The organism is Sinorhizobium fredii USDA 205 (genome assembly GCF_001461695.1).
Taxonomy (GTDB): domain Bacteria; phylum Pseudomonadota; class Alphaproteobacteria; order Rhizobiales; family Rhizobiaceae; genus Sinorhizobium; species Sinorhizobium fredii.
In genome coordinates, this window is the sequence record NZ_AUTC01000146.1 from 96132 (window position 1) to 112934 (window position 16803).

At 64.4% G+C, this 16803-nt stretch carries 13 protein-coding genes and 1 pseudogene; 7 read left to right on the forward strand and 7 right to left on the reverse strand.

The genetic code is table 11. The features are described from left to right. Positions 1-22: 22 nt before the first annotated feature. From ligD to N181_RS18795, 3 genes and pseudogenes are all read right to left on the reverse strand, one after another. Positions 23-2484 (reverse strand): annotated as a pseudogene (gene ligD / locus N181_RS18785) (DNA ligase D). 78 nt (positions 2485-2562) lie between these two features. Further along, the gene (locus tag N181_RS18790) at positions 2563-3399 is read right to left on the reverse strand and encodes a bifunctional allantoicase/(S)-ureidoglycine aminohydrolase (RefSeq protein WP_037392210.1); all 837 of its coding nucleotides are present in this window, start codon (positions 3397-3399) and stop codon (positions 2563-2565) included. A gap of 36 nt (positions 3400-3435) precedes the next feature. Continuing rightward, on the reverse strand, positions 3436-4785 hold the full coding sequence (locus N181_RS18795) for a C4-dicarboxylate transporter DctA (RefSeq protein ID WP_037428522.1): 1350 nt from the start codon (positions 4783-4785) through the stop codon (positions 3436-3438). Between the two features lie 246 nt (positions 4786-5031). On the opposite strand from N181_RS18795, the gene N181_RS18800 reads away from it, so the two are divergent. Beyond that, positions 5032-5907 (forward strand): LysR substrate-binding domain-containing protein, encoded by an 876-nt coding sequence (locus N181_RS18800; RefSeq protein ID WP_037428545.1) that lies wholly within the window; start codon positions 5032-5034, stop codon positions 5905-5907. 9 nt (positions 5908-5916) lie between these two features. Here the strand turns inward: N181_RS18800 and N181_RS18805 are convergent, their stop codons facing one another. Next, positions 5917-6765 (reverse strand): IclR family transcriptional regulator, encoded by an 849-nt coding sequence (locus tag N181_RS18805; protein ID WP_234885873.1) that lies wholly within the window; start codon positions 6763-6765, stop codon positions 5917-5919. A 158-nt stretch (positions 6766-6923) separates the two neighbouring features. Here N181_RS18805 and gcl point away from each other — a divergent pair, with 158 nt between their 5' ends. The 6 genes from gcl to N181_RS18835 all read left to right on the forward strand — a co-directional run bounded on the left by gcl (position 6924) and on the right by N181_RS18835 (position 13534). Then, positions 6924-8708, forward strand: a complete 1785-nt coding sequence (gcl, locus tag N181_RS18810; RefSeq protein ID WP_037428534.1) for a glyoxylate carboligase — start codon at positions 6924-6926, stop codon at positions 8706-8708. A gap of 72 nt (positions 8709-8780) precedes the next feature. Continuing rightward, on the forward strand, positions 8781-9596 hold the full coding sequence (gene hyi, locus N181_RS18815; protein ID WP_037428536.1) for a hydroxypyruvate isomerase: 816 nt from the start codon (positions 8781-8783) through the stop codon (positions 9594-9596). 5 nt (positions 9597-9601) lie between these two features. Continuing rightward, complete coding sequence (glxR, locus tag N181_RS18820; RefSeq protein ID WP_037428539.1) at positions 9602-10486, forward strand: 2-hydroxy-3-oxopropionate reductase; 885 nt, start codon at positions 9602-9604, stop codon at positions 10484-10486. A gap of 227 nt (positions 10487-10713) precedes the next feature. Beyond that, positions 10714-11982 carry a glycerate kinase type-2 family protein gene (locus N181_RS18825; RefSeq protein WP_037428540.1) on the forward strand — a complete coding sequence of 423 codons (1269 nt, stop codon included), beginning with the start codon at positions 10714-10716 and terminating at the stop codon, positions 11980-11982. A 40-nt stretch (positions 11983-12022) separates the two neighbouring features. Beyond that, positions 12023-12514, forward strand: a complete 492-nt coding sequence (locus N181_RS18830) for an ureidoglycolate lyase (RefSeq protein ID WP_060563656.1) — start codon at positions 12023-12025, stop codon at positions 12512-12514. A gap of 81 nt (positions 12515-12595) precedes the next feature. Continuing rightward, the gene (locus N181_RS18835; protein ID WP_037428557.1) at positions 12596-13534 is read left to right on the forward strand and encodes a DUF930 domain-containing protein; all 939 of its coding nucleotides are present in this window, start codon (positions 12596-12598) and stop codon (positions 13532-13534) included. A gap of 227 nt (positions 13535-13761) precedes the next feature. Here N181_RS18835 and otnK read toward each other — a convergent pair whose 3' ends face one another. From otnK to ltnD, 3 genes are read right to left on the reverse strand one after another with little or no spacing between them, the layout of a single operon-like run. Continuing rightward, complete coding sequence (otnK, locus tag N181_RS18840) at positions 13762-15042, reverse strand: 3-oxo-tetronate kinase (protein ID WP_037392236.1); 1281 nt, start codon at positions 15040-15042, stop codon at positions 13762-13764. Between the two features lie 3 nt (positions 15043-15045). Next, the gene (gene otnI, locus N181_RS18845; RefSeq protein ID WP_037392238.1) at positions 15046-15822 is read right to left on the reverse strand and encodes a 2-oxo-tetronate isomerase; all 777 of its coding nucleotides are present in this window, start codon (positions 15820-15822) and stop codon (positions 15046-15048) included. An 11-nt stretch (positions 15823-15833) separates the two neighbouring features. Further along, positions 15834-16766: an L-threonate dehydrogenase gene (ltnD, locus tag N181_RS18850; protein ID WP_037392239.1), complete on the reverse strand. Its 933-nt coding sequence runs from the start codon at positions 16764-16766 to the stop codon at positions 15834-15836. Positions 16767-16803: the final 37 nt, after the last annotated feature.

The window sequence follows — 16803 nt, forward strand, 5'->3', positions numbered from 1 at the left end:
TCTCCTGCGCGGTGCTACCCGGTTACTTCTCCGCATTGGAAAGCATAGGCAAATCCCGTGCACAGTCGTCGATTTCGGCCCAGGGATCGCCGGACGTGGCCAAGAGGCCAGGTAACGAAGAATAATTTAAATCCTCGGGAGCGTCGATAGTCTCGAGATCGGCCCAGCTTAAAGGCGTAGAGGCCGGCAGATTCGTGCGGGCGCGCAGCGAATAGGGCGCCGCGGCGGTGTGGCCGCGGGCGTTGCGGTGGAAGTCGATGAAGATGCGCTTGACGCGCTTGCCCTTGCCCATCGTGGTGACGAAGCTCTCGGGAGCCGTCGTCGCCAGATGGGAAGCAATGTCGCCGGTCGACTTGTGGACCTTCTTCCAGTCGCGCTTCGGCCGGATCGGCACGACCACATGGACGCCCTTGCCGCCCGATGTCTTGACGAAGGGGAGGAGGCCGAGCGCCTCGAGCTCGGCCTTGATGTGAATTGCCGCTTCGACTACTTCGCGCCAGCCGATGCCCTCCCCGGGGTCGAGGTCGAAGACGACGCGATCGGGTTTCTCGAGCTGCGCCCGCGTCGAGCCCCAGGAGTGGAATTCGACGACGCCGAATTGCGCCAGCGCCAGGTAGCCTTTGGCATCCTCGACCGAAAGATAGCGTTTCGCCTCGCCTTCGGAGCTCATCGCGTCGAAACCTCTCACCGAAGGCGGCATGCCGGTAAAGGGATGGCGCTGGAAGAAGCAATCCTCGAACTTTCCCGTCGGGCAGCGGACGAGCGAAACCGGGCGACCGAGGATATGCGGCAGCATGAAGTCGCCGACCATGGCGTAATAGAGGGCGAGATCGAGCTTGGTCGGCCCGGACTTGCCGAACAGCCGGCGGGTCGGATTGGTGATCGAGATGCCGGCGAGGTCGGCGTCGGAGATCAGCCGCTTTCGCTGCGGCGAAGTCGGCGTCGAGAGGTCGACGTCGCGCAGCCCCTGGAACACCGCATGGCGGAGGATATTGTCGGTCGTTCGGTTGCCGTAGTGAATACGCGCCCTCAGGACCGGCCGGACCCAGATGATCTCCTTCGGCGCCCCCTCGAGCTTCGCCGCTCCCTCCCTGAGCGGCTCCAGTCGCGCCCGCAACTGTTTCAGCGTTTCGGCGTCGAAGCCGGTTCCGACCTTGCCGCGATATTGCAGCTCGCCGTCGATCCACTCGCCGAGCGCCAGCGCGGCAAGACCTTCTGCGGCCTCGGACAATGTATAGCCGGCGATCACGAAATCTTCCGCCTTCAGCGCCTTGGTCTTGGTCCATGTCTTGGAACGCCCGCTCTGATAAGGGGCCGAGGCACGTTTGGAAATTATCCCTTCGAGCCCCAATTCCGAGGCATGTTCGTAAAAGGCGCGACCGTCGCCGACGACGTGATCGCTGAACTGGATGGCGGACCGGCTCGACAATTGCGCCGCCAGCAATTGCTTGAGCAGCGCCTTGCGTTTCTCGAGCGGAACAGTCGTGAGGCTCCAGCCGTCGAGATGGAGAAGATCGAAGGCATAGAAGACCAGCCTGTTGCCGGCGCCGGCGGAAAGCGCTTCCTGGAGGAGCGAAAAACGGCTGATGCCTTCCTCGTCGAGCACGACGATCTCGCCGTCAATGACAGCATCGCGGCACGGCAGGCGCCGGAAGGCTTCCGGCAAGTCGCCGTAGCGCCTCGTCCAGTCGAGGCCGCCGCGGGTGATGAGCCCCACCTCGCCGCCGGATAGATGCGCCATGGTGCGGTAGCCGTCGAACTTGATCTCATGCAGCCAGACTTCGCGCCCGGGGGCGCTGCCCGGTGGAATCGCCGTCGGCGTGGCAAGCTGAGGCTCTATGCGTGTCGGCGTCGTCGCCTTCGTCGCGCCAGGAAGGGCGGCCGGTTTAAGTTTTACCGCCTTGGCCGCTGGCTTCGGCCTGTCGACGAGCTCCTCGATCCGCCGGCCGGATTTGACGCTTTCCGGCCGGGCGGCGAGAATGTCGGTGGAGAGGTCGGCGGCCGGGTCGCGTTCCTTGAAGAGAAGCCAGTGGCGATGGTCCTCTTCGCCAGGCCGCGGCTTCAGCCGGGTCAGCATCCAGCCGCCCTTGAGCTTTTCGCCGGCGAGGCGAAACTTGAAGGCGCCCTTGCCCAGGCTCTCCTCGACTCGTCCATCGGCGCCCAGACGCCGGCGTCCCAGACGATCATCGGGCCGGCGCCATATTCGCCCTCGGGGATGACGCCCTCGAAATCGATATATTCGATCGGATGATCTTCGGTCTCGACCGCCAGGCGCTTGTCGGCCGGGTTGAGCGACGGGCCCTTGGGCACGGCCCAGCTCTTCAGCACGCCGCCGACCTCAAGTCTCAGGTCATAGTGGTCCGCGGTCGCATGATGCTTGTGCACGACGAAACGGTTGCCGCCGCCGGCGGGGCTGCCGACCGGCTCCGGCGTCTTCGAAAAATCCCGTTTCTTGCGGTAGGCCTCAAGCTTCGTCGTCGCCATACGAGCAAGCTATGGCCTATCCATAAAACCCGCAATATCGGTTGATGCGAGAAGCGTTCCGGCTCGATGGGCTCCGTCTCAGGCGAACCGGCCCGGAACGCCGAGGGCCATGTGGCGGTTGACGTCCTTGTAGAGCAGATAGCGGAACTTGCCCGGTCCGCCGGCATAGCAGGCCTGCGGGCAGAAGGCCCTGAGCCACATATAGTCACCGGCTTCGACCTCGACCCAGTCGGCGTTGAGGCGGTAGACCGCCTTGCCCTCGAGAACGTAGAGGCCGTGCTCCATCACATGGGTTTCCATGAAGGGAATGACGCCGCCGGGCTCGAAGGTGACGATCGTCACATGCATGTCGTGGCGCATGTCCGAAGGATCGACGAAGCGGGTCGTCGCCCAGCGCCCGTCCGTATCCGGCATCGGCGTTGGCGTGATCTCGCGTTCGTTGGTGACAATCGGTTCGGGGAGGGGGATTCCATCCACCCTTTCGTAGGCCTTGCGGAACCAGTGGAACCGGGTCGGCGTGGAGCCGTCATTGCGCAGGCTCCATTCGGCGCCGGGCGGGATGAAGGCGTAGCCGCCGGGCTGCATCTGATGGGTTTCACCGCCGATGGTCAGGCGGAAGTCCCCGTCGACCACGAACAGCACGGCTTCCGCGCGGGGGTCGCTCTCGGGCCGATCGCTTCCTCCCGAGGGTCCTACCTCCATGATGTATTGCGAAAAAGTCTCGGCGAAGCCTGATAGCGGCCTCGAGAGCACCCAGAGGCGCGTGTTCGTCCAGTGCGGCAGGTAGCTAGTGACAATGTCGCGCATCACGCCTTTGGGAATGACCGCGTAGGCCTCGGTGAACACCGCCCGATCCGTCAGCAGGTTCGATTGCGGCGGGTGGCCGCCTTGGGGGAAATAATAGTTGCTCTGCATTTTTTGTTACCTGTTGAAGTGTCTGTTCGAACCGGACTAACGGCCGTTGATGGGGTGAGCGATGGCCGTGCTAGGGACGACATCGCTGGCCGCGGAAGTTTGGAATACAGGTGCGGGTTTGGGGCTTGCAGCCTCGTCGCCATCGAGAACTCGGTGCGCCTGTTCGCGATCGATATCGCCCTCCCAGGCGGCGATGACCACTGCGGCCACGCAATTGCCTATCAGGTTTCCGAGTGCTCGGGCAATGCCAACGAACCAGTCGACCGAGAGGACTAGGACAAGGCCGATGGCCGGAATGACCGGAATGGCCGAAAGCGTTGCCGCCAGCACGACGATGGCGGATCCCGGAATGCCGTGCGCGCCCTTCGAGGTCAGCAGCGCCACGCCGAGGATCAGCAACAGGTCGCCCGGCGCGAGCGGCGTATTGGTCGCCTGGGCGATGAACACGGCCGCGAGCGTCAGATAGATCGAGAAAGCGTCGAGGTTGAACGAATAGCCGGTCGGAACGACCAGGCCGACCGTCGAATCCTTGATTCCGAGCCGTTCGAGCTTGCGCATGACCTGCGGCAGAACGCTGTCGGATGAGGCCGTGGCCAGGACGATCATCAACTCCTCGCGCAAATATCCAAGGAACTTGAAGATGCTGAAGCCGGCAATCCTCATGATCAGCCCGAGAACGCCAAACACGAAAAGGGCGATCGTCGCATAGAGCAGGACGACCAAGTAGCCGAGCTGCTGCAGCGAGCCGATGCCGTATTTTCCGACCGTATAGGCAATCGCGCCGAAGACGCCGATCGGAGCGAGCCGGACGATGAAGCCGATCACCTTGAAAAGCACCTGCGTCGTCTGATCGATCAGCTCGGCGACCTGCCTGCCGCGTTCGCCGACAAGGGCAAGGCCCGATCCGAACAGGACAGCGAACAGCAGCACCTGCAGGATGTCACCCTTGGCGAAGGCGTCGACGACCGTCGTCGGGATGATGCGCATCAGGAAGTCGACCGTGCCGGTGACCTGGGAAACCTTTTCGGTGTAGGCGCCCAAGGCGCTTGCATCGAGTGTTGCCGGATCGACATTCATCCCGTGGCCGGGGCCGAAGACGTAGGCGGCGATCAGTCCCAGCGCGAGCGCCAGCGTCGTCACGGCCTCGAAATAGATGAGCGACTTGAGGCCGACCCGTCCGACCTTTCTCAGGTCCCCGGCACCGACGATGCCGTGCACGACCACGCCGAATACCAGCGGCGCGATCACCATCTTGATCAGCTTGATGAAGCCGTCCCCCAGCGGCTTCAGCTGTGCCGCAAACTGCGGCCAGACAACGCCGACAAGGATACCGAGGACGAGCGCGATGATGACTTGTCCGAACAAGGACCTGCTAAACTTGGACATTTGTTCCTCCCAGAAAACGCTGTGAGCCTGGCGCTGCGGCAGGCAATGGCTTGTGCTCAAGCCGATGCGCGGCCCGCTGCCGCCGCCTGCTCGTGGACTTGGACCGCTTCTAACGACGTGCACCCTCCTCGTGCGACGCCCGGTCCATCCCTGGCGATGGGAACAGAAGGAGTGTGATATGTCCAATATATTGTTTGATTGGATCAATACATATATCATATCGACATGGTGAATGTGGAGGTCGCGATGGAGCTACGGCATCTGCGCTATTTTCTCGCCGTCGCCGAGGCGGCGAGTTTCACGGCGGCGGCAAAGAGCTTGAATATCTCGCAGCCGCCCTTGAGCCAGCAGATCAAGGATCTGGAGGAAGAGGTCGGCACACGTCTCTTCGAGCGTTCGAGCCGGCATGTCGAACTCACCGAGGCCGGCGTCAGTTTTCTCGAGCAGGCGCGGATGATCCTCGGGCAGGTGGAACATGCCACGCATCAGGCGCGCGCCATCGGATCCGGCCAGGTGGGCATGCTCAATATCGGCACGACCGGCTCGGTCCTGCTCGGGCAGCTGTCGACCTTGATCGCGAGATTCCGGGATCGTCGGCCGGGCGTCTTCGTCCGCATTCATGAAATGGATCCGCAGGCGCAGGAACTGGCGCTGCTGTCGCATCGCACCGACCTCAGCTTCGTGCGCAAGCCCCGCTACAATGCCGAACTCGTCGCCAAGGTTGCCTGGCAGGAAAAGGTTGGCGTCGCCCTGCCGGCGCATCATCCGCTCGCCCGCCATGAAACGGTCGAGCTCGGCGCGCTGCGGCAGGAAAGCTTCGTCTTTCTCCGACTGGCGGATTCGCGCTTCGCCCGCTATCTGCACGACTGCTGCGTCGCTGCAGGCTTCGTGCCGAACATCACCAACGAAGTGGTGGAATCCTATTCGCTGACCAGCCTCGTCTCCGCCGGTCTCGGCGTGGCGCTCGTTCCCGAATGCATCCGGAATCTTTCGCGTCCCGGTGTCGTCTATCGTCCGCTTGCGGATCCCGCGCCGGAAGCGGATGTCTATGTTCTCAGCCGGCCGAACCACGGCCCCGTGGTCGCGAGCTTCCTCGAGGAAACTGCGGCGATGTTCGGCTAGGGCGGCGCCTCAGCTCTCTCCCGGCCGGTGGCCGCCGATGGCGCGGGTCAATTCGTCCGCGGTCCGGCGAACGAGAGAGCCGAGCGTCTCGAGCCTGTCGTCGTCGATGCGGACCGACGGTCCCGAGATCGAAATGCCGCCGATCGCCTCACCATACTCGTTGAACAGCGGCGCGGCGATGCAGCGCATGCCGAGCGTGTGTTCCTCGTCGTCGATCGACCAGCCGCGATTGCGGATCTCCTGGATGTTCCTGATCAGCGCCGGCAGTGTCTTGAGCGTGCGGTCGGTGAAATGGGTCAGCGTCTTGCCGCTGAGCGTCTTGGCGATCTCGGTATCCGACCAGGTGGAGAGGATCGCCTTGCCGATGCCAGAGGCGTGGCTAGGGCCACGCCGTCCCGGGCGGAAAAAGGCACGCATCGGCGCATGGCTTTCGACCTGCGAGATGAACACGACGTCGCCGTCGTCTTCGATGCCGATATTGGCGGTCTCGCCGCTTTCCTCCATCAGCCGTTTCAGGAAGGGCCGGCTGATCGTGCCGAGTTTGCGGAACCGCAGGAAGGCGTTGCCGATCTCGAAGGCCCGCACTCCAATCGTCCACTCGCCGGTATCTGGATCATGCGCGACCATGCCGTGGCTCGATAGCGAGGTCAGCAGGCGGTGGATCGTCGATGGCGCCAGCCCCGTCTCGTCGGCCAGATCGGTCAGCGTCGAACCGTCGCGATCTGCCACGAGGCTGAAAAGCGCCAGGCTGCGGTCCAGCACCTGAACGGAGGAAGGCGTCGAATTGGGGCCTGCCTTCCGGCCCCGCTTGCCTTTCGTCTGCTCCGATACGACCGCCACCGCCGAATACTCCGTCACGACTCTTTCCTTAGCCAATAGCGGCGACGCACGGTTTTGACCAGTGCCGGCGTGCAGGAGCGCCTGATGCCAATTTCCATATAATGGCAATTAATTCCATTTTTGTGTTGACGATATGAAATTATGGATTATGTTTCCATCAAACAGGAGGAGTTCCCATGGCCAAGATGCGCGCTGTCGATGCAGCGGTTCATGTTCTGGAAAAGGAGGGGATCGATTGCGCCTTCGGCGTTCCGGGTGCGGCGATCAATCCGCTCTATTCGGCGCTCCAGGCGCGCGGATCGATCCGCCATATTCTTGCCCGCCACGTCGAAGGCGCCTCGCACATGGCGGAGGGCTATACCCGGGCGAAGCACGGCAATATCGGCGTCTGCATCGGCACGTCAGGCCCGGCCGGCACCGACATGATTACCGGCCTCTACTCGGCCTCGGCGGATTCGATCCCGATCCTCTGCATCACCGGCCAGGCGCCGCGCGCCCGTCTCGACAAGGAGGATTTCCAGGCCGTCGACATCGCAGCGATCGCCGGGCCGGTCACGAAATGGGCGGTCACGGTCATGGAGCCGGCACTGGTCCCGTTCGTTTTCCAGAAGGCGTTCCATCTGATGCGCTCGGGCCGCCCCGGCCCGGTCCTCATCGACCTGCCGGTCGACGTCCAGCTTGCCGAAATCGAGTTCGATCCTGAGACCTATGAGCCGCTGGCGCCCTACAAGCCGGCCGCGACCCGCGCCCAGGCCGAAAAGGCGCTCGCCATGCTGAACGCGGCGGAGCGGCCGCTGATCGTCGCCGGCGGCGGCATCATCAATGCGGACGCCTCGGATCTCCTCACCGAATTCGCCGAGATCACCGGCGTCCCGGTCATTCCGACCCTGATGGGCTGGGGCACCATTCCGGACGACCATCCGCTGATGGCCGGCATGTGCGGCCTGCAGACCTCGCATCGCTACGGCAACGCGACGCTACTTGCCTCCGATTTCGTCTTCGGCATCGGCAACCGCTGGGCCAACCGCCACACCGGCAACGTCCCGACCTATACGGAAGGTCGCAAGTTCATCCATGTCGATATCGAACCGACCCAGATCGGCCGCGTTTTCGCGCCGGACTTCGGTATCGTTTCGGATGCGGGGGCAGCCCTCAAGCTCTTCCTCGACGTCGCGACCGAATGGAAGACTGACGGCAAGCTGCGCGACTGGTCGGCCTGGGCCGAGGAGTGCCGCGAGCGCAAGCGCACGATGCTGCGCAAGACCCATTTCGACCAGACGCCGCTGAAACCGCAGCGCGTCTATGAAGAGATGAACAAGGCCTTCGGCCGCGACACCTGCTTCGTCTCGACCATCGGCCTCAGCCAGATCGCCGGCGCGCAGTTCCTGCACGTCTACAGGCCGCGCAACTGGATCAACTGCGGCCAGGCGGGTCCGCTCGGCTGGACCCTGCCGGCAGCGCTCGGTGTGCGTGCTGCCGATCCCAACCGGCCGATCGTCGCGCTTTCCGGCGACTACGACTTTCAGTTCCTGATCGAGGAGCTCGCCGTCGGGGCGCAGCACAAGCTCCCTTACCTGCATGTCGTCGTCAACAATTCTTACCTCGGACTGATCCGCCAGGCCCAACGCGGCTTCGACATGGATTTCGAGGTGAGCCTCGCCTTCGACAACATCAATGCGAGCGGCGATGCGGAGAAGGGCTATGGCGTGGACCACGTGGCGGTCGCCGAAGGCCTCGGCTGCAAGGCGATCCGGGTCAAGAGCCCCAACGAGTTCGCCGACGCCTTCGGACGGGCGCAGGCCCTGATGGAGGAACACCAGGTGCCGGTCGTCATCGAATTCATCCTCGAGCGCGTCACCAACATCGCCATGGGCGCCGACATCAACGCGGTCGTCGAGTTCGAGGAGCTTGCCGCGCGCGGCGAGGACGCGCCGACCGCGATCGCCGCCCTGCTCGATTGAAAACCATCCAGAGCGCGGGATGGAAAGAGCGTCTTTCCGCCCGCACCCTCACCTTGCAAGAGGAGTAACCGCATGCCGAGATTTGCGGCAAACCTGACCATGCTGTTCAACGAGGCGCCGTTCCTCGACCGTTTTGCGCTCGCCGCGAAGGCCGGCTTCGAAGGCGTGGAATATCTCTTTCCATACGAGTTCGAAAAAATGGCCCTGCGCACGGCCCTCGAGCGCAACGGCCTCACCCAGGTTCTCCATAACCTGCCGGCCGGCGATTGGTCGCGCGGCGAGCGCGGCATCGCCATCCTGCCGGACCGGGTCGATGAATTCCGCCGGGGTGTCGCGAGCGCCATCGACTATGCGACTGCGCTCGACTGCAATCAGGTCAACTGCCTCGTCGGCATCGCACCCGACGGTGTGCCGGATAGCACGCTGCGCACCACGCTCGTCGGCAATCTGAAGCTCGCGGCGACGGAGCTCGGCAAGCACGGCATCCGCCTGTTGATCGAGCCGATCAACCGCTTCGACATTCCGAGCTTCTATCTCAACACTGTCGGTGAGGCGGCTTCGATCATCGAAGAGGTCGGCAGCGACAACCTGTTCGTCCAGTACGATCTCTACCACCAGCAGCGTACCGAGGGCGAACTGATCGGTACTTACAAGCGCTATTCCGACCGCATCGCCCACGTCCAGCTCGCCGACAACCCCGGCCGCAACGAACCGGGCACCGGCGAGATCAACTACCCCTTCGTCTTCGACGCGCTGGAGGCCGCCGGCTACGGGGGCTGGATCGGTTGCGAATACAAGCCACGCACGACGACGGCGGAGGGCCTCGGCTGGCTCGGCACTGAGTGCGCGCGCAACCAATCTGCAGACATCATCAAGATCAGGAGCTAAGCACAATGGCAACTATCGGTTTTATCGGACTGGGTATCATGGGCACGCCGATGGCGCGCCACCTGCAGGATGCGGGTCACACCGTCGTCACCTCGAAATTCGCCATTCCGCCGCGCCAGGAGCTCCTTGATCATGGTCTGCGGTTCGTCGAGACGCCGAAGGCACTCGCCGAGACCGTCGACACGATCATCCTGATGCTGCCGGACACGCCGGAAGTGAAGGACGTTCTCTTCGGCGAGAACGGCGTCTCTCTGGGTCTCGGCAAGGGCAAGCTGGTCATCGACATGAGCTCGATCTCGCCGATCGAGACGAAGGAATTCGCCAGGAAGATCCGCGAAACGGGGGCCGAATACCTTGACGCGCCGGTTTCCGGCGGCGAGGTCGGGGCGAAGAACGCCACGCTGAGCATCATGGTCGGCGGCACGCCGGAATCCTTCGAGCGCGCCTTGCCCCTCTTCAAGCTGATGGGCAAGAACATCACGCTCGTCGGCGATTGCGGCGACGGTCAGGTCACCAAGGTTGCCAACCAGATCATCGTCGCGCTGACGATCGAGGCGGTATCCGAAGCGCTGGTCTTCGCCTCGAAGGCGGGCGCCGATCCGGCCCGCGTCCGCGAGGCGCTGATGGGCGGCTTTGCCTCCTCGCGCATCCTAGAGGTTCACGGCGACCGGATGATCAAGCGGACTTTCGAACCGGGCTTCCGCATCTCGCTGCACCAGAAGGATCTGAACCTGGCCCTGCAGGGGGCGAAGAGCCTCGGCATCTCGCTGCCGAATACGGCGGCGACGCAGGAGCTCTTCAACAACTGCGCCGCCAATGGCGACAGCGGGCTCGACCATTCCGGTCTGGTCCGGGCGCTCGAGCGCATGGCGAACCACGAGGTCGCCTGACGCACCTAGAGCGGGATGAGGAAAAGTGTGTGCGGTTTTCCGCCCGCATCCCGCTCTAATCTTTAGAGTCGATCAGCGTTTATGCTTTTCGGTCGCTCGACCCAAAAGCATCGTGATCTTAGATGTGCATGGTCGACCGGGCGGGCGTCCCCATCCACTACGGCAATCATGCATCCGGGCGGCGGAAGGAGGAGCCGCCGCCCGGGATTTTCCGAATGGGAGGGAAAATGGCCGCCATTGCCGATCCGCGTCAATTCCTGGAGTCGTTGTTCACCTCGGCGGTCGCCGCTGCCGATCCGATGCGCGTCCTTGCCGCCAATCTTCCGGAACGGCCGAAGGGCCGCACCGTCGTCATCGGCGCCGGCAAGGGTGCCGCGCAAATGGCGCAGGCCTTCGAGGCGCTGTGGCCGGGGCCGCTCAGCGGCGCCGTCGTGACGCGCTACGGCTTCGGCGTTCCTTGCAGGCACATTGATGTGCTCGAAGCCTCGCATCCCTTGCCGGATGAGAGCGGACTACAGGCCTCGAAACGTCTGCTCGCCGAGGTCAGCGGCCTGACGCCGGATGATCTGGTTGTGGCGCTGATCTGCGGCGGCGGTTCGGCGCTGCTCCCGTCGCCGCCGGCAGGGCTTTCGCTCGAGGACGAGATCGCCGTCAACCGCGCGCTGCTTGCTTCCGGTGCGCCGATCCGGGCGATGAATGCCGTGCGCAAGCACGTCTCGACCATCAAGGGCGGGCGACTGGCCGTCGCAGCCTACCCGGCGCGGGTCGTGTCGCTCGTCGTTTCCGACATCCCCGGCGACGATCCCGCATTGGTCGCCTCCGGTCCAACGCTTGCCGACGACAGTACGCGCGCCGACGCCTTGAAGCTCGTCGAGCGCCATCGCCTGGCACTGCCCGAAAGCGTCCTCGCCTGGATGGCGAGCGAGGCGGCGGATGCGCCGAGGTCCGACGATCCACGTTTTGCCCAAAATCAAGTTCGGCTGATCGCATCGGCCGGCGTCTCGCTGGAGGCTGCTGCGGCCGAGGCGCGGGCGGTCGGCGTCGAGGCGATCATCCTTTCGGATTCCGTCGAGGGCGAGGCGCGCGATGTCGGGATGGTCCATGCGGCAATCGCGCGCGAGGTCGCGACCCGCAGCCGTCCCTTCAACAAGCCAGTCGTCGTGCTTTCCGGCGGCGAAACCACCGTGACGGTGAACGGCGCCGGCAGGGGCGGCCGCAACAGCGAGTTCCTGCTATCGCTCGCCCTCGGCATCGACGGCGTCGGCGGCATCTCCGCGCTCGCCGCCGACACCGACGGCATCGACGGTTCGGAAGACAATGCCGGCGCCTTCGCCGACGACACCACGATCGCCCGCCTACTTGGGCGGCGGATCGACGCGGCGGCGCTGCTTCAGCGCAACGATAGCTGGGCGGCCTTCGATGCGCTCGGCGACATCTTCAAACCGGGGCCGACCGGCACCAACGTCAACGATTTCCGGGCGATGCTGATCCAGTGAGCACAGCCGGGATAAACAACAACAGACGGGAGGAAATGCGATGAAATCCCTGCCGATCCGGCCCCTGTCGCGGGCCGAATTCGCCCCCTTCGGCGACGTGATCGAACTCGACGAGGCAAAAAGCTTCGCCATCAATGCCGGCAAATGCATTCGTTACCACGATCTCGCAACGGTCGAGACGACAGGCCCTGCGGCGCGCGCCCTGATCAGCCTGCTGCGCGGCGAACCTTATGAAATTCCGCTGCCGCTCAAGTTGGTGGAGCGCCATCCGCTCGGCAGTCAGGCCTTCGTGCCGCTGACGGAGAACTCATTCCTCGTCGTCGTCGCCCCGGATGAGAACGGCAGGCCGGGCGAGCCGATCGCCTTCGAGACCGCGCCCGGCCAGGGCGTCAACATCGCCCGCAATGTCTGGCACGGCATCCTGACGCCGCTCAACGGAGTATCCGATTTCGTCGTCGTCGATCGCGGCGGCGAGGGCTGCAATCTGGAAGAACATTTCTTCGACATGCCGTACCGGGTCGAATACGCCTGACCGACATCGTGGCCTCCACACTTGTTGCGAGGCCATCGAGCTCTTAGTTTCGGGCCATCCGAGTCCGTGATCTATTGAGCAATGCTTCAGTCGGCGAGAAAAGTGTGGGGAGAGACCGGGTGGGGCGTACCGACCTCGGTCGCCCTGCATCTGGTGCTGGCGTTTCTCCTGCTGGTTCGGCTCCCCGAGCACGCTCCGCCGGCAAAGGAGCAGAGCATCAATGTCGAGCTCGTTTCGCCGCCGAAGCCTGAGGCGAAGCCGCAAGAGAAACCGAAGGAGGCAAAGCCCGAGCCTTCCCGATCGCAGCCGCAGGTCTTCGAATCCGCTTCGGCTAAAGTCGACAAGGAAAAACCCCCGCAGCCGCAATTGCCGCCTGCCGCGCCAAGCCGGATCGACAAACCGAAATCACCCGATGCGCAAGCAAAGCCCGCCCCGGCCAAGACGGAGAGTGCCGACAAGCCGGCCGAAACAAGGGCGGCATTTGCGGAGTTGCGGGTTGAGGCCGAAGACGCGGTGAGCAACGCGGAAGATGCCGACCCGGCGCCGCAAAGCGCGCCTGTTCCCAAGGAGAAGCCCGTTGCCGAAGAAGTGAAAGAGGACGTGGCGCAGGAGCCGTCGGAGGCTGCCTATGAGCGCCAGCCGAGCGAACTGGTGCAAGCGAAGCAACTTTATTCCAAGGATGCCCTGTCGGACCCGCGCGTCAAACAGGCGATCGGCAGGCTGCCGCCGAAGAGGCGCATCGTCCAGCTTTGCACCATCGAGGCGCTGGAACAGGTGCGCCGCCAAAGATCTGACGCTTTCCCGGACATGCTGGTCCCGTTCGGTCCCGTCGGCGGTTTGGTTTCGGCCTCCGGTCTCAGCGCCAGCGGCGGCGCCTATCGAAGCCGCGGGAAATGGTACGCGATCGACTTCAAATGCGAGGTCAATTCGGAGACGACGTCGGTCGCCTCCTTCAGCTTTGCGATCGGCGGGGCTATTCCGAAAAGCGAGTGGGGCGTGCGCCAGCTGCCGAGGGAATAGGTGTTGGGTGAGCGAACTGGCTGAGGACGAGGCTCGACGGCCGATCCTGAGTCACCCCTCCCCAACCCCTTGTAACTTGAAAGCTGCCGCTTGTGCTATGGCTATGGCTGCGGTGGCGGATGGCATTTGCCGACATCTGAAGCGACGAAGCGGTCGCGAAGGTGAGAGGCGGGCGCGGCAGGTTAAGCCCCTCCCACCTGTGGGGAGGGGTTGGGGGAGGGGTCTCTTCAGCGCATCATCGCCAGTGCCGCGCCGAAAAAGTCCTCGCCTCCGAAGTTCCCCGATTTGAGAGCCAGCAGCATGTCGCCCTGGGCGTTGCCGACCGTGCGAAGCACCGGCACGCCGGGGGCGATCTCGGGGCCGATCAGGAAGGCGGGGATGGCGAGTCTGTCGACCGTTGCACCTGACGTCTCGCCGCCGGCGACGACGAGGCGCTTGACGCCGCTGGCCACCAGTTCGCTGGCGATCGTCGCGGTTGCAGTTTCGATGGCGTGACCGGACGCCTCGCGCCCGTATTGCGATTGCAGGCGTGATACCACATCGGGCGAGGCGCTTGCGGCGATGACGACCGGGCCCGCGGAAATCCGCTCGCCGGCCCAGGCAATCGCCGCGGCAATTTCGTCGGACCCCTTGAGCAACCTTTCGGTGTCGAGCCGCAGCACCGGCAACGCCCGTTCCGCCACTTCGAGCTGCCGCAGCGTCGCGGCGGAACAACTGCCGGCGACGATCGCAGCCAAGCCTCCGACGGGTCGAACAGCATCCGACGCGGGGGCGTCTGCCGAAGAGGCGCGACCAGAGCGCGCGATGGCGCGCGCAAGGCCGAGCCCCAGGCCGGAGGCGCCGGTCGATACCGGCGTCCGCAGCGCCACCTCACCCAGCGTTTCGAGGTCGCGCTCTGAGGTCGCGTCGGCGATCGCCGCGGTCATGCCATCGCCATGCAAGGCATCGAGCCGCGCCCTGACTGCGGCGGGTCCGGCCGTAACAGTCGGCAAATCGACGAGACCGACGCTGCCTTGCGACTGCCGTGCCAGGACCCGCACCAGATTGGCGTCGTGCATCGGATTGAGCGGGTGATCCTTGAGCGGGCTTTCGTTGAGCGGTTGGCCATTGACGAAGAGATGGCCGAGATAGACCGTCCGTCCGGTTTCCGGAAAGGCCGGGGTGACGAGCACGACGCCGCCACCCGCAGCTCGGGCGAGCGCTTCCGTCACCGGGCCGATATTGCCCTGATCGGTGGAATCGAAGGTCGAACAGATCTTGTAGAGCACATGGGTGGCTCCGCGATCGCGCAACCAACGGTCTGCCTTGCTTGCGGCAGCGACGGCCTCGTCGGCGGCAACCGAGCGGATCTTCAGCGAGACGACGACCGCGTCGACCTCGGGCAAGGCGATTGACGGGTGGGGAATGCCGACCGTCTGCACGGTACGAAGTCCGTTTTTCGTCAGGGTATTGGCGAGGTCGGCGGCGCCTGTATAGTCGTCGGCGATCGATCCGAGAATGATGCTCATTGGTCAGCTCCTCGCAAAAGGTTTGAACCAGCCTAGGCCGTCGACCGTTTCGCCGCGCGGGGTGTACTCGCAGCCGACGAAACCGGCGTAGCCGAGCCGGTCTATCTCGGCGAAGAGATAGGGATAGTTCAGCTCTTCGCCGTCCGGCTCCTGCCGCGAAGGCACGCTGGCGATCTGGATGTGGCCGCTGATCGGCAGCAGGCGGCGGAGCGCCATCGTGACGTCGCCATGGATGATCTGGCGGTGGTAGATGTCGAACTGGAGCTTGAGGTTCGCAAGCCCGAGTTCGGCGATCAGCCGTTCGGCGGCGCCGAAATCGTTGAGGAAATAGCCGGGCATGTTGCGCCCGTTGATCGGCTCCAGCAGGAGGTCGAGTCCGTTCTCGGCGAGGCGCTCGGCCGCATAGGCGACGGAGCGCCGGTAGCAGTCTGACGCCTCCGGATCGGAGGGGTCGGCGAGGCCCGCCATCAGATGCAGCCGCTTGACGCCGGTCGCGGCAGCATAATCGAGCGCGCGTTCGACGTCGGATTTCAACTCCTCGAAGCGGCCGGGGAGGGCGGCGATGCCGCGCTCGCCCGCCGCCCAGTCGCCCGGCGGCAGGTTGAAGAGGGCCTGCTGCAGGCCGTTTCGAGCCAATCGCTCGGCGATCGCCTCCGGCGCCGCCTCATAGGGAAAGAGATACTCGACGGCCGTAAAGCCGGCTCCGGCGGCGGCGTTGAAGCGGTCGAGGAACGACCACTCGTTGAACATCATCGTCAGATTGGCGGCGAAAACGGGCATCTCGATCGTCCTTATGCCTTGTCCGTGCCGGGCAACTTGGCGCCGGAGAGCTGCGCATAGAGGCGCGCCAGCGATGAATCGTCGTCGCGCCCCATGCCGGCACCGGAGGCAGCGAGATACATCTGCAGGGCAGCCGCCACCAGCGGCACCGGATAGCGCTCGGTCCGTGCCATGTCCTGGACGATGCCGAGATCCTTGACGAAGATCTCGATTGCGCTGAGCGGCTTGTAGTCGCCCGCAAGCACATGCGGGACGCGGTTTTCGAACATCCACGAATTGCCGGCCGAGGCGGTGATCACCTCGTAAACTTTTTCGAGATCGAGCCCCTGCTTGGCGGCGAAGGTGATCGCCTCGCAGGCGGCGGCGATGTGCACGCCGGCCAGGAGCTGGTTGATCATCTTGAAGGCCGCTCCGGTTCCGGCGGCGTCGCCAAGCTCGTAGACCTTGGCGGCCATCGCATCGAGTGCCGGCCGGGCGGCGGCGAAGGCTTCAACCGAGCCCGACGCCATGATCGTCAGTTCGCCCTTCGCGGCGCGCGCGGCGCCGCCGGAGATCGGAGCATCGAGATAGTGGAGGCCGAGCGCTTCGACTTGCTCAGACAGGCGACGTGCGATGGCCGGGTCCATGGTCGCGGAAGAGACGAAGACCGCGCCGGGCTTCATGGCCGCGGCGATGCCGTCTGCGCCGAACAGGACGGTCTCTGTCTGGGCGGCGTTCACGACCACCGAAACGACAATATCGGCATCGGGCACGGCCTGCCGCAGCGTCGCGGCGCCGCGGCCGCCCTCAGCGACGAAGCGATCGACGGCTGCCGGGGTAATGTCGTAGCCGACGACCTTGAGGCCGGCGCGTTTCATGGACCGGGCCATTCCGAAGCCCATGGATCCGAGACCGATCACAGCCGCAGTGACGGCGCGTCCCGGATTTTCAGCATGCGGTGACATCAACAGATTCTCCAGTTCTGATGGGGCAACGGAGCGC